General features: G+C 44.9%; 12 protein-coding genes. 5 read left to right on the top strand and 7 right to left on the bottom strand.

The window, feature by feature from the left end; translation table 11 throughout:
• Positions 1-177 precede the first annotated feature (177 nt).
• Positions 178-915 (top strand): siderophore ferric iron reductase, encoded by a 738-nt coding sequence (locus R8N47_RS12895; protein WP_042520969.1) that lies wholly within the window; start codon positions 178-180, stop codon positions 913-915.
• An 89-nt stretch (positions 916-1,004) separates the two neighbouring features.
• Complete coding sequence (locus R8N47_RS12900) at positions 1,005-3,176, top strand: TonB-dependent receptor (RefSeq protein WP_318070247.1); 2,172 nt, start codon at positions 1,005-1,007, stop codon at positions 3,174-3,176.
• A 49-nt stretch (positions 3,177-3,225) separates the two neighbouring features.
• Here R8N47_RS12900 and R8N47_RS12905 read toward each other — a convergent pair whose 3' ends face one another.
• Positions 3,226-3,417 (bottom strand): DUF2986 domain-containing protein, encoded by a 192-nt coding sequence (locus R8N47_RS12905; RefSeq protein WP_005376066.1) that lies wholly within the window; start codon positions 3,415-3,417, stop codon positions 3,226-3,228.
• Between the two features lie 136 nt (positions 3,418-3,553).
• Here R8N47_RS12905 and R8N47_RS12910 point away from each other — a divergent pair, with 136 nt between their 5' ends.
• Both R8N47_RS12910 and R8N47_RS12915 read left to right on the top strand, forming a co-directional pair.
• Entirely contained in the window at positions 3,554-4,063 is a 510-nt protein-coding gene (locus R8N47_RS12910; protein ID WP_047101056.1) for a GNAT family N-acetyltransferase, read from the top strand.
• Between the two features lie 14 nt (positions 4,064-4,077).
• The gene (locus R8N47_RS12915) at positions 4,078-4,467 is read left to right on the top strand and encodes a nitrous oxide-stimulated promoter family protein (RefSeq protein ID WP_025767744.1); all 390 of its coding nucleotides are present in this window, start codon (positions 4,078-4,080) and stop codon (positions 4,465-4,467) included.
• Between the two features lie 49 nt (positions 4,468-4,516).
• On the opposite strand, the gene R8N47_RS12920 is transcribed toward R8N47_RS12915, so the two are convergent.
• Together R8N47_RS12920 and trxC are read right to left on the bottom strand one after the other, a co-directional pair.
• Positions 4,517-5,677 carry an MFS transporter gene (locus R8N47_RS12920; protein ID WP_017634647.1) on the bottom strand — a complete coding sequence of 387 codons (1,161 nt, stop codon included), beginning with the start codon at positions 5,675-5,677 and terminating at the stop codon, positions 4,517-4,519.
• 176 nt (positions 5,678-5,853) lie between these two features.
• On the bottom strand, positions 5,854-6,288 hold the full coding sequence (gene trxC, locus R8N47_RS12925; RefSeq protein WP_005376074.1) for a thioredoxin TrxC: 435 nt from the start codon (positions 6,286-6,288) through the stop codon (positions 5,854-5,856).
• Positions 6,289-6,450: 162 nt separating this feature from the next.
• Here trxC and R8N47_RS12930 point away from each other — a divergent pair, with 162 nt between their 5' ends.
• Positions 6,451-7,545, top strand: coding sequence for a ketoacyl-ACP synthase III (locus tag R8N47_RS12930; RefSeq protein ID WP_053349917.1), 1,095 nt, complete (start codon positions 6,451-6,453; stop codon positions 7,543-7,545).
• A gap of 86 nt (positions 7,546-7,631) precedes the next feature.
• Here the strand turns inward: R8N47_RS12930 and R8N47_RS12935 are convergent, their stop codons facing one another.
• From R8N47_RS12935 to manA, 4 genes are all read right to left on the bottom strand, one after another.
• Positions 7,632-8,957, bottom strand: coding sequence for a DUF1501 domain-containing protein (locus R8N47_RS12935; protein WP_064354811.1), 1,326 nt, complete (start codon positions 8,955-8,957; stop codon positions 7,632-7,634).
• A gap of 9 nt (positions 8,958-8,966) precedes the next feature.
• Entirely contained in the window at positions 8,967-10,535 is a 1,569-nt protein-coding gene (locus tag R8N47_RS12940) for a DUF1800 domain-containing protein (RefSeq protein ID WP_137282613.1), read from the bottom strand.
• Between the two features lie 407 nt (positions 10,536-10,942).
• Positions 10,943-12,205: a hydroxymethylglutaryl-CoA reductase gene (locus R8N47_RS12945; protein WP_005376082.1), complete on the bottom strand. Its 1,263-nt coding sequence runs from the start codon at positions 12,203-12,205 to the stop codon at positions 10,943-10,945.
• A 352-nt stretch (positions 12,206-12,557) separates the two neighbouring features.
• Positions 12,558-13,775, bottom strand: a complete 1,218-nt coding sequence (gene manA / locus R8N47_RS12950) for a mannose-6-phosphate isomerase, class I (RefSeq protein ID WP_005376084.1) — start codon at positions 13,773-13,775, stop codon at positions 12,558-12,560.
• Positions 13,776-13,899 lie beyond the last annotated feature (124 nt).

A 13,899-nucleotide genomic window follows, 5' to 3' on the forward strand; every position in this document is an offset into this window, starting at 1 on the left:
TGTTGCTATTCATCGCATACGTAACCAGACCTTACAGCTTCACAGAACTCGGAAATACATTCATAACTAACCCTAAGAGTGCTTCTTTGTTATGAAAACGCAAAAGATAATAGTTTGCATTGCGATTGGTGCTTGGGTATAAAGGTGTCAGAATAACTACACCAACAATAAGCCATCATGTCTGAGCAATTTTTCCCGCAACTGTTTCAAACTTCGAGTGAGATTACACCTTACCTACACGGTGATATCGGCGAGATAGGGCAAGAAGCTATCCATATCGAGAATGATATCAACCCGATCATCCAAGGCCTTTACCAGCAAATCTCGGAGGCTCATCCGGAAGCGGGAAAAGCATATTGGTTGACAAGAACGTGGGATTTACTTTGTTGGCAGCCAGTTTATGTCGCATTCATCTCTATTTACGGTTACCACACGTTGCCAAACATTCGCGAGATAGCGCAGCACCTCAAACCTTGTTTTGTTTCTGGGTACCGATTCGCCGACGAAGCGCATATACATGGCGAGCCAGAAGCGTTGATAAAAGAGGCGGGGCGTCAAATCCGAGAACTGTTCGACTTCTATCAACAAGAGATGAGTCAATGGACACGCATTCGTCCTGGCTTCACCCATCAATTGATGTCGGACGGAATCATGGCTTGTTTAATTCGTCTCCAACAGCGCTTTCCGCAAATGACTAACTCGACACTTCAGGAGCATGCGGTCTTGTGGCTAAGCGCAATGGGTTTGGATGTTGATAATAGCCGCTCACTTCATGAGACGGAATCTGATCAGCCGCTAAAGTTAGTAAGAAAAAGTTGTTGTTTAGTCTATAAGTGTGAAGGCAGAAAGCTTTGTGCAGATTGTCCTCGTTTAGAGGAAAATCGACAGCTTATGAGCAAGAAGGTTCTTAATTAACATTTATTTAACTTGTGTAACAGTGCTCGATTTGAGAGTGAGAATAAGTATCATTGCATGCTCTTGTTGACAACAAAAAGATAAATACAATGATGAAAAGGACGTTTTCTTTCAATCTCATCGTACTTGCGATGAGCAGTGGATACGCAGTTAGCTCAATAGCAGCAGAAAATCTTCAACAAACATCGACTCCGAGCGATGAGCAATTGGTTGTTGTAGGCAGTGTGATGCCGAAATCGATCTCCGATATTCCAGGAACGGTTTGGTTTGTTGGCCAAGAAGAGATTGCTCAGCAATATCGTGCGGGCAAGACACTGGGTGGTATTCTTTCTGCGACCATCCCTTCTTTAGACGTCGGCACCGGTGGTCGAACTAACTATGGTCAGAACCTTCGCGGTAGAGCAATGTTGGTAATGATTGATGGTGTCTCGTTACAGTCTTCTCGCCCGATTAGTCGTCAGTTAGACGCAATAGACCCATTCAACATCGAGCGAATTGAAGTACTATCTGGTGCAACCTCCATTTATGGGGCAGGCGCTACTGGTGGTGTTATTAACATTATCACCAAGAAAGCGTACTCGGATGACTTGTCGTTTGAATCCTACGTGAGTGGCACTACAGGTTTTAATAGCAGCGATGACTTTGATTACAAACTCGCTCAGTCTATCTCGGGTGGTAATGAGCGAATTACCGCTAGAGGTTCGGTTGTGTACACCGAGACACAAGGTGCATTTGACGCAAATGGCGACATTGTCACCCCAGACATTTCACAGGGCTCTTTGCAGTATAATTCAATGCTCGATGTTATGGGATCGACCGAGATTCAAATCTCCGATGCCAGCAAGTTAAACCTTGTCGCACAATACTATGACAGCCAGCAAGATTCGCCATACGGTTTGTACATTGTTAACAATAAATTTGTTGATGTACGAGAGGGGTTCGATTCCGACCGTGAACATGGTACAGAGCGAGTTCTCTTAAGTGCGAACTACGCTCACGACAGCGTATTCGGTCATCAACTGATAGGCGAGTTATCTTACCGTAGTGAAGACCAAACCTTTACTCCTTATTACCAAAGTGCCTCTCAACAAAAAACAGAAGTTTTTGCTGGGCGCTTAGCATTAGCTAAAAGCTGGGAGTCATTCAAACTTGTTTATGGTGTCGATGCGTACTTAGACCGTTTTGAAAGTAACCAGGCTCTGTTCGATTCAACCATTGCGAACAGCTCTGGGAACTTAATTAATCGAACCTATGCCGAAGTGGGGCGTTACCCAGATGTTGATGTGGCGTCTTACGCAATGTTTGTCCAAGGGGATTACCAAATCAATCAAGATTGGTCAGTACAAGCAGGCTACCGCTACCAATACATGGACAATAAGATTGATGATTTTGTTGCCTATAGTATACAAAAGAAGATCGCATCGGGTAATGGTGTATCAGCGGATGCGGTACCAGGTGGCAGCACTGACTACTCTGTGAGCTTATTTAATTTGGGCACCATTTATCAGCTTAACGATGAATCTCAGCTTTGGGCGAACTTCTCTCAAGGTTTCGAACTCGCTGATCCTGCAAAGTACTACGGCCAAGGTAGCTACGATGCCGCGGATGCAAATGGTCACTACGCGTTGAACAATAGCATTAACGTATCTGACTCAAAAATGTCGGGCATCAAAACGGACAGCTATGAAATTGGTTACCGATTAGATACGGATACTGTCGCACTGCAAGCGGCGGGTTACTACTCGGTGTCGGATAACTCAATCAAGTATGACAAGAAGACGCTCCTAATCACCAATGTTGATGACGAGCAACGTGTATACGGTGCCGAAGCAAACATTAACTACTGGGTAAACCGTGATATTTTGTTAGGTGCATCAGGTCACTATGTGGTTTCTGAGCTGAAAACCAACGGTAAGTGGGAAGATCTAAGTGCGGGTAAAGCAAGTACATCAAAAGCGAACGCGTGGGCGGCTTACTATCAGGATGGCTATTCACTACGTCTACAAAGCCAGACGATGTTTGATTACGAAGATGACGCAAACAACAAACTAGATGGATACACTACGTTTGATCTTCTTGGTAACGTAACACTACCTATCGGGCAGTTAGGTTTTGGTATTCAAAACCTATTTGACGAAGACTACACAACCGCTTGGGGACAACGTGCGCAGATTCTTTATGCAGCACACTACGATGCAGCAGCGTACGACTACAAAGGAAGAGGTCGCACATTCACACTGAACTACAGTGTTGAATACTAAAGCTAACTCGCTCCAAATATCAAAAAAGCCGCTTGAAGCGGCTTTTCTTTTAGGCTTGATCTGTCTGCGCTGTGTCTACAACGTTTTCCGTGTGTTCTGAAGCTTGGTTTTGTTCTTCAGCTTCCATTTTCGCGCGTTCAGCTTTGGAGATATAACGCGGCTTATTGCTCTTATGTAGCTTAGCGTTATGCTTCTTCTGCTTCGCTTTCAAGATCTGATTGATTTTCTTCTTGCGGTTCATGGTGGTGGTCCTTTAATTTAGCGAGGCAGGATAGTTACTTTTTTATCAAGTTACAACTAAATAAGCGCCGGTATCGGTCGCAAAATTCAAGTACGTTCCTATGTCCAATCATCTATCGCGTTTTAATGGAGCCCAAATGAAAACACTGTACACCGAACGTTTGATACTGCGTCTTGTGAGTGTAAATGATGCACCATTTATACTAGAACTTTATAACCACCCAGACTTCTACCGTTTTGTCGGAGACAAACAAATTCGTACCGAATATGAAGCGGCGCGTTACATAAAAGAAAACATGCTACGCATGCAAAAAATTAGAGGCGTGAGTTTACTCGTTGTAGAGAAGAAAGAAGATGGACAACCCATCGGGATTTGTGGGTTGGTTAAACGTGACACATTACAACACTATGATCTCGGATATGGATTTTTACCTTCCGCTTATGGCTTCGGCTACGGAACGGAGTCTGCAACCGCAGTGCTGGAATACGCTAGAGAGGAAATGAAACTCGATAATTTGGTTGCCATCACCAACAATGACAATATTCGTAGTATAAGTTTGCTCAAAAAACTGGGCTTTGAGTTTGAACGAGTTGAGCAGCAATATGATAATGGCCGCACGTTAGAACTTTACACAATGATGTTGTGATTTTTGGATAGCGCATGAGCGATATTTTACTTGGCAAACTCGCCACTGAATTTAAGACAGTAAAAGCCATGGTAGAGGTTTACTGTCATGACCATCATGGAACAAAACGTGACTTATGCTCAGAATGTCATGAGCTGCTTGAATACGCAGAAGTGCGCCTCGACCGCTGTCCTTATGGAGAGAATAAACCGACGTGTAATAAATGTCCGATTCACTGCTACAAACCAGAGCCGAAAGAACAAATGCGTTTGGTCATGCGTTACTCTGGCCCCAGAATGTTACTGAAACATCCCATCTTGGCGGTTCGTCATTTGCTTCATGAAAAGCGAATGGTACCGGAAAAGCCTGCAGCGAACGCGTCAAACCGTCACAAGCGTTTATCTAAACAAAAATGCGAAGAATAAAAAAACGAGGGCGACATGCCCTCGTTTTCGTTGAGTAGAAGCGGCGTGGTTAGAGGCCAGCGGCCATACGCTGCTTGGTTTTGCTCGCAGCAAGTAGCATGTATACGCCAGTCGCAACCAAAGCGGCAAACAAGTAGCCTAGCAAGCCGTGTTCTTGGCCCATAAATTTATCAGCGACAACAGGACCAGCAACAGAGCCGATGCTGTAGCTAAACAGCATGACTTGTGTCGCAGAGACAATAAAGCGTTCATCAAGTCCTTCGCAACCTAAGTTGATTGCAATCGGGTACAAGGCAAAAGTAGCTGCACCTAAAAAGAATAATGCAGCAGCCAATACCACGGCTGACGAGGAAATAAACGTCATACCGATCGAAAAAATACCCAAAATACAGAAAAACGCCATTAGCACTGTGCGGCTCATGTATTTGTTTAACGCGGTCACCATTGGTTGAACTAGCATGCCACCTAGAATCACTAGCGCCATCAATGTACCAATGTCTTGATGGCTAATTTTACGGTTAGTTAACTCAACTGGCATTAATCCGTAGATCGCGCCTAAGGTCAAACCTGAAACAACACAACCAATAATTGCTGCATGGTTTAGTTTGGCAATTTGCTTAAATGATAAAGCGGTTGATTCATGGCTGTTTGGCTGCTCACACTCAATGAACATTAGCACCAGCATCGCCATTAAGATCAACGTCGTGATCGCAATAAACGGAACGCCGCCACTTACGCCAAGCACGCCAATACCAAACTGGCCTAATGCTGAACCACCATAAAGCGATAGCATGTACAAGCTCAAACGTCTCGCACGCGATGCTTCGTCTCCAGACATTAGCCAAGATTCAACAATGACAAAAACACCAGCAACCGCGATACCCGCAATAAAGCGAGCGGCAAGCCACATCAATCCGTTAGCAAACACGGGTAGTGTGACGATAGTTAGCGAAAATACGGCCAAGCAACCAATAAACGCGTTACGGTGACCAACTTGACGTACGATACGTTCAATAAAAATAGCACCGGTTAATAAGCCGCCATAAAACACACTCGCCAACCAACTCGCGTAATCTGCTGAGATGTTGTATTCACCGAGCATGAGAGGGATCAAGCTCATTAAATAGCCCGAAGCCACCGCATAAAGAGACAGTGCGACGACTGGAACTGTAACTCGTGGTGATGCTGCAGGAACGACTGTGTTTTCCACTGTTTTGCGCCTATAAGTTAAATGAAATCTAAGGGTTATTCGGCGCGAATATGAGGCTAATAGTTAGGCAAGTAAAATGATAAATTTAAGTCGTTTCGATAAATAATATTTGTTAACTAGATAGGTTGATAAGTTGCATAAAAACGCCAACCTACAAACAAGGTTGGCGTGGAAGATTATTTAGTAAGTGCTTGATTTAACCATTGATCAAATTGAGTTTTAGGTAACGCACCATTGATCATATCAACACGTTGACCATTTTTGAAAACCATAATGGTAGGAATGCTGCGAATACCAAATTGCGCCGCAAGTTGTTGTTGAGCTTCGGTATCAATCTTAACAAAACGAGCCGTTCCGGCTTGCTCATGAGCAACATCAGAGAAAACAGGAGCAAAACCAACGCACGGGTTGCACCATGGGGCCCAAAAATCTACTACAACAGGCATATCACTTTGTAATAGAGCAGAAAAGTTATCTTGTGTACCTTCGATAGGCGAGCCGTCTAAAAGTGCACTTTTACATTTACCGCAAGTTGCAGATTCGGCAACGCGCTCATTAGGGACACGATTTAGACCGCCGCACGAAGGGCAGCGAGTTTTAAACGATGACATGACTTCTTCCTTTATTACGTATTGATGAAAACATGACTTACCAGTCAGCCTCATTATTTGTATACTTATTTTTTAACCTGCCGAAATAACGCAGCGCAGGTTTGTATTTGAGCCTAAGGTTCTAAGAAATTTTATTAAAATACAACAATAAATAGGTCTGCGATGACAAATTACTACGCTGAAATTACAGGTTGGGGGAAATGTGTTCCGCCAGCCGTGCTCTCTAACGATGATCTTAGCACTTTCCTCGATACTTCCGATGAGTGGATTCGTACCCGCACTGGTATCGAAAACCGCCGTATTAGTCATGTAAACACGTCAGACATGGCGACCGTTGCTGCTAAACATGCATTAGCTCGAGCAGGCGTCGATGCAACAGACGTGGATTTAATCATTGTGGCGACTTGTTCACCAGATTCATTGATTCCAAATATCGCGTCTAAGGTACAGCAGAACCTAGGTATTCGTGCAGCCGCTGCCTTTGACTTAAATGCCGCATGTACGGGATTTGTCTATGGCCTAGAAACGGGCACACGTTTGATTCAATCAGGTAACTATCGTAACGCGATCATTATTGGTGCGGAAAGATTGTCTTTCTACATCGATTGGGCAATGCGAGATACCGCTGTTCTATTTGGTGATGGTGCGGGCGCCGTTGTGTTATCAAGAACGGAAAAAGAAACGGGTTTACTACAGTCTCAAATCGGTTGTGACGCAAAAGGCCGAGATATTCTGTCCGTACCAAAGTTTGGTACTTGTATGGATCGCTTTGCGGAAGACAACGGTTACTGGGATTTCAACTTTGTAGGACAAGAAATTTTCAAACGTGCAGTAAAAGGCATGGGGCTAGCTGCGAAAACCGTACTGAAAGCATCACAGTTAACGACGGAACAAATCGATGTTGTGATTCCGCATCAAGCGAATATTCGTATTATTCAAACCTTGTGTGACCTGTCTGGAATTCCACACGACAAAGCGTTTGTTAACATTCAAAACTATGGCAATACTTCAGCTGCGACGGTGCCAATTGCATTGTGTGAAGCGGTAGAGCAAGGTCGAGTTAACCCTGGTGATAACATGCTTCTTGCTGCGTTTGGTGCAGGTTTGACATGGGGGGCGGCAGTATTGAAATGGGGTGACCGCGTAACGCCAGTTTCTGAAAGTGATGCGGTTCTGCCTGAATGTGAGCAATCCGCGTTAGAATTACTTGAGCGTGCCATTAAGCTGTGTAACGAACGCCGTCGCGACGAGGTGTAACGGACACTCTGCAAACATAAGATGAGTAAGGGAGCGCGAGGCTCCCTTATTTGATGATGCGTTCTACAGCTAACCTGTAAAATATCTTAAGCCATAAAACCTAGGTTTGAATGAGTAAACTTACGGATGTTCGGGAACACATATTCCAGTGCAGCGTTATCACTCACGCCCATCCACTGCGCTAGTGTTGAACCAACTTGATCAGCGGCAATTTTGGGTATGAGTCGGCCTTGAGAGTAATCATCGTTTCCGCCCAGTATTAGTTCCGGCCATGTACCGATAGGTTGTTTCCCATTTACCGCGCCTCCAATTAATAGTTGATGGCCACCCCAGCCATGATCGGTACCATTTCCGTTGCTCATCATCCGTCGACCGAAGTCAGACATAGTGAAAGAGGTGACTTGCTTGTTTAGCCCTAACCGTTCGACCGCACGATACATTGCTAAAAGGTTTGTCGCGAGATCCTCAAGTAGCACTGGATGACGTGCCAATTGCGAATCGTGCAGGTCATACCCAGAGTGTTTAACGAAAAAGACTTGTCGTTGCTGCTTCAGGACATCTTGGCTTGCTATCAATTTGTACACGGTTTGCATCTGCTTGCCGAGCGTCGATGACGTAAACAGCGGCTCGTCAGCAATGTGGTTGAGTTGCTCGCTCAGTACACTGCTCATTACCATCGACTCATCAACCATCAAATTAAAATGACCATTAAATGGATTGTCAGTTTGATGAGAGAGAAGGCGATCATAGATCCCCTTGTATAGCGGGTTATCAATCGCGGTAAGCTGAACTGCACGATCTTTTTTCAGGACGGTTTGGCGGTGTTCCATTGCCCGTAACCAAAGCGAGTTGCCATGCACACTGTATAGCGGTGTTATTTCTGATTCAGAGTTTAATACATCCAACATTCTGCCAGCCCAACCAAGATTTTTAGACTCGCTCATTCCACCAAGTAACCAAGCGTCTGTTTGAGAATTATGAGAAAACAGTTGCTCGGGTAGTGATGCTTCACCTTGCTCAATAGCTTGTTTGGTGACGGGATGGTTGAGAATGCCACTATTGAGCACGATGCTGGCATCGCCTTGTTCGAAAACGGAAGTTAACGCATTTAACTTTGGGTGTAAGCCGAGCTTCACTGGGTGATTTGAGCTATCGACAGCACTCAAATTGATAGGGAGTATGTCTTCTTTGGCGACAGAGAGTGGCCCTCTGACTTTGGAATATTGATGATAGTGCGCCTCCGATAATGGCAGTACGGTGTTGAACGCATCGTTTCCGCCAGCTAAATACACACATATTAATGCTCGAAAGTCATTGGATGGCGCTGCGAGAGAGTAACCTGGCAGACTAAGAGAGGCTAGTGCGCCCATTGATAGCGTGCTTTGTATAAAATGTCGTCGTGAAATATCCATAATTCACTCCTAATCCTGAATATAGAATTCGTCGCCAGAAATGGCGGTAAATATCACTAGAGCAAGTTTTGTTGTTGGCACATAGTCCCCACGATAATCATTCAGGGCGGTGAGCATGAGCTCTTTCAATTCAGCAGAAGCCGTTCCAGCAAAGAAACGCTCGTTAACCAATTCGACTAAGGCACGGTGATTGTCCAGAAGAAGATAAAACTCGTTAAGATCGAAGTGGTAGGAATCACCACCTCCTCTACGAGTGCTGGTTAACATATAGTTGACCAAATCGGTATAAACAGACCAATTGAGAAGTTCATACTCTGGAGAGTTAATACCAGACTCCGTAAACTCGTTAGACGGCTGATAGTCTGGAGAGTAAAAATTAAACACGGAAGGAGAACGAAGCGGCCCTTGATTAGCGATGTTCATCATCGTTGTTGCGTCTTCGTAACGTGATCCTTTAACCGTAAAACCTGATGCTCGATGAAAATTAGTCAGGACCAGTATCGGTTCTTTCACTTTTATAGGCGGGGTATCCGTCATCCCTAATGCTTCAGGGTCGAGCAATATGGCTCGAACAACGGCGGTTAGATCGCCTTTTTCTCCTTCCCCATTGTTGTTAAATATCGTAGCAACACGCGCGACGTACTCTGGGCTTGGATTTGAACTGACCAAACGTTGGATAAGTAACTTTGAAACAAATGGAGCAACATTTGGGTGAGACATCAACATATCAATCACTTTTGAAAGCTCTTCTTGTGCGGTTAGACCCGGTGGGATCACGTTCCCTAGAAATCGCTTCTCGCCGGTGTCGTGTCTTTGACTGATAACTCGCATCGGTTTCACGAATGCGATGTCGGAATTTTTCCATCCAGTTAATGCTCGCGCGAGCTCTTGAATATCAGTTTGATTGTACGTGGGGATAGGTTTGCCTGTTGCGTGGTTTAGCTTTTTACTGCCATCTAAATTGAGTTCATACAAACCGATAGTGAATAACTGCATTAACTCTCGAGCAAAGTTCTCATCGGGAAGCGTTCCTGTCGCACTATTTTCTTTTGCACTACCGAGCATAGACAAATAGCTCCCCATGACTGGATGGATGGAAACGTCATACAACAGGTCTCGGTAGTTGCCAAACGCATGCTCAACCAACAGATCGTAGTAATTCACTAACCCTGTAGGTTTGCTGGAAAGAACGCCGCCATAACGAGAAACGACTACGATCTGACTCAATGCATAAGCCGTTCGCTGCCTAAGCTGATCTTCAGCAGTAACAACAATTTGATACCAAGCATTTTCTCGGTTTGACTGTAGGCCTTTAGAAAAAGGCGTTTGATAAAGTGGTTGATGGTAGGTTGCTGGCAGGTTGATTTGTTTCTGTATCCAATCCTCTAACCCGTTTTCCCTAACCTCATTAATTAACGCAGGTGTTGGTCCAAAAGAGGTTTGATAGAGAAAACGCGCAACGGTTTGATCGGATGGGGATTGCTGTATTTGTGCTGATACATTAGACACATGGCTCAGCAATAAGATAGCCAATCCTAGTACCCAAGCAGAGATTTTATTTAGCTTCTGACGTCTCATAGTTAACTCGCTTACCCGAAGTAACGATTTAAGTCCATTTAACGGGAGTTATTAAGCTCTTTTGAGCTGTTTAGTAAATTTATGAAAATCAAGCAGCTGCATAGGCGAGTATAGTAGCTATAAGTGGTGAACAAAAAACTCAAACGATGAATTTGGTACTATAGTGCTAGAAGTTTTTGATGCTATTTTTTCTAAGATACTGATATTAAATATGGCCAATGAAGAGTAACAAGCAGAGATATCGCAATGGATATAGAAGGGGGACAGCTAAAGTACGGTTAACAAGAGATTGGTATGTTTGTTAAGGCTTAAGTTAGTTTCAAGAAATTATTGAGCCAATAAATAAAGTCCATTGGTTTGCACAAGAGAAAACCACACGGATGTTCTCTTGTACAAAGCAACAAAGGTTATTTTCGGGCAAGCTTATGGTGAGCACGAGAAAAGTGATCGGCACAAAATGCGCCCACAATCGAGAGTTCGCCAGCCAGACAAAGCGAAGCTGCGACTTCGGCTAACGCTTTCGCATTGCCGTTGCCGTGCAAACCCAAAATATCCAAACATGCTTTTTGCGTTGGAAGGCCAGTACCACCGCCAACCGTTCCCACCATGATGTTTGGCAAGGTCACGCACGCGTACAAGTTGCCTTGAGCGTCCACATCCATACGAGTGATACCAATGGCAGACTCTGCAACGCAAGCGGCATCTTGACCACAAGCAATGTAAAGCGCGGCAAGGGCATTTGCGTAATGCGCGTTGACGCCAATTGTCCCGCTGAGTAAACCACCCACCGTGGTCATTTTGCCAAATTGAACCATAGACTCCGGCGTCGTATGCAGATATTTTTCCACCAACTCAGCAGGAATGGTCACTTCGGCGGATACTTTCTTACCGCGTACCGAGCGCAGTGTGTGTGCGTTTGGTTTTTTGTCGCCTGATAAGTTGCCATCCAAGAATGCTTGAGTTGGTTTGATTGGGCTGGTCGCCAAAATATGATGGAACACTTCGTTTGTTGCGATGGTCACCATGTTTTGTCCGGAAGCGTCACCAGTCACGTATTCAAAGACCAAATAAACATGGTTTCCTTCGATATTTACATTGATGTCTTTGAGTTTGCCATGTGAGGTGGTGGATTCCGCAATTTGACGAAATACGTCAAACTGGGTCACAACCCAACTGACGAACTGGCCGGCGTCAGCAAGGTGATTAAAGGCGAATACTGGTGTTCGGCTCACCCCTTCACTTAGTAACAATGCGCTCGCGCCACCAGCGGCGGTGATAAGATTTGCGCCACGGTTGTAGGAAGCGACTAACGCGGCTTCTGTCGTTGCGAGCGGAACCAAAAAGTCATCGTTCGCATACAAGCCGTTGACGCGCAAAGGGCCTGCAATGCCGACCGGCACATTAACAGTACCAATGAAGTGCTCGATGTTGTTGGAGTAAGCATCGCAATGTGACTGCGTGAAAGGATCAAGGAGATGATCTTTATTGGTCACGTGTTCCAATACTTGCCAACGGCGCGCCAAATGCTTATCCGACAGGCCAGGGCTTAAGCAGAGACGTTTCTCTGGCTTGTGAAACTTCGGTTCTAATGCCGATTGAATCTTACTGCTGGTTTCGATATCGGAAAGGGCGGAGCTTTGAACAGGGTTATCTTGGTTTAACTTCGGCATACAAACGTTAACTGAAAAATCGAACCAGAGATTGTAGTGATTGAGGCTTTGATTACAACGTTGATTATACGTTTTGCAACAAATACCACTGTGCAAGCGCCTTTATTATCCAAGTGATTTGATATTGGAGCGACGAATTTACCGGACATAAATGGGTTTTGACAATGAATGTTGCAGTAAATGGCAGATCCGGGAGGTTATGCCTCTTAGAGAAACTGGCCTGTAGGTGTTTGGATTCGACAAGGTGTAAGCATGAGTGCCTTAAAAGCGGAATGGTTCAATCTATGAAAGGAATAAATTGTCTAACCCAGTCCCTTGGGTCAGACGTTAGTTTGAATCAGTTATTCAAAAACTAGTTGAAGGCGCGAGCCACACGTCCCGCACTTTGAATACGGTAATGACCAACGTAAGCAGGAACAAATACAGATTGTCCTTTCGAGGCAGTTAACGTCTCACCGTTATCACTGATGAGTGTCAGGTCGGCATCAATCGCCATCAAAATCTCTGCGCTATTGGCATCAACCACTTCATTGTTCGGTTGGTTAAGAATGCTGAAACTAAAGTCTGCCACTGGAACGGGGTAAAGGCTCTGGCAACCATTGGCATTGGGTTTTAGGACAAGGCTGTGAAACGGCTTAGGCACAAAGTCTGTGCATTTAACCAGTTCTTCAACATCCATATGTTTCTGCGTGAGTCCTGCACGCAAAACGTTATCTGAGTTCGCCATGATCTCTAATCCCGTACCTTTAATGTAAGCGTGTGGCGTTCTTGCGCTCAGGAACATGGCTTCGCCAGGTTGCAGCGTGATGACATTCAACAGTAATGGCGCAAACAAGCCGACATCGCCAGGGTATTGAGTGGATAGATCCAAGATGAGCTGGAAAACGTCGTTGTTAGTACCTTGCTCTGATTGGTCTGAAGCTTGGGCAAGAAGCTGTTTCAGTGCACGCTCTTTTGTTTCGCCTTCCATGGTCAGAATGTGCACAAAGAAATCGCGTAAACCTTGTGAGTTGATTTCGCGTTTGAATGCATCTAGCGGTGTGCGTAGCTCATTGATATCGCAAAGGCCAAATGCCTCAATAATCTCGTCATACGAACGAAAACCGTTCATGGCTTGGTAACTTGTCAGCGCGTACACCAACTCAGGTTTATGGTTTGGATCCTTGTAGTTACGATGGCTTGCGTTTAGTGGGATCCCGGCACTTTGTTCTTTTTCGAAGCCTATTTCGGCATCTTGTTTGCTTGGGTGAACTTGAATCGACAGTGCATGTTCGGCCGCTAAGATCTTAAACAGAAAGGGCAGGTCGCCAAATTTCGCTGCGGTTTCTGCTGATAAGTAAGCGGGTTGGTTTTGTTTGATCAGTTCAGACAAAGGCAGCGTGTTTTGCTCAACCTGAACTTCAGAGCAGCCGTTTGGGTGAGTACCCATCCATACTTCTGCTTGAGGCTCATTCGTTTCGTTAGAAAAGCCAAACAAATCGTGAATAGAAGAGGTGCTTCCCCAGGCGTAGTTTTGGATTTTGTTGTTCATTTGAAAGAAGCTATGCGATGAAATAGTGTTCAAATTCATGAATTTTTCCCATAGTTAACCCTCCGAACTGAATCGGAAGAAAAATTGAGCAGAGATACGTTAAATAAGGAGGGCGAGCGCGGTTAGGTCACTCGCCAATTTGCCCTAAGGGCGATAAGTCGAT

The sequence above is a fragment of the Vibrio sp. 2132-1 genome (assembly GCF_033344315.1).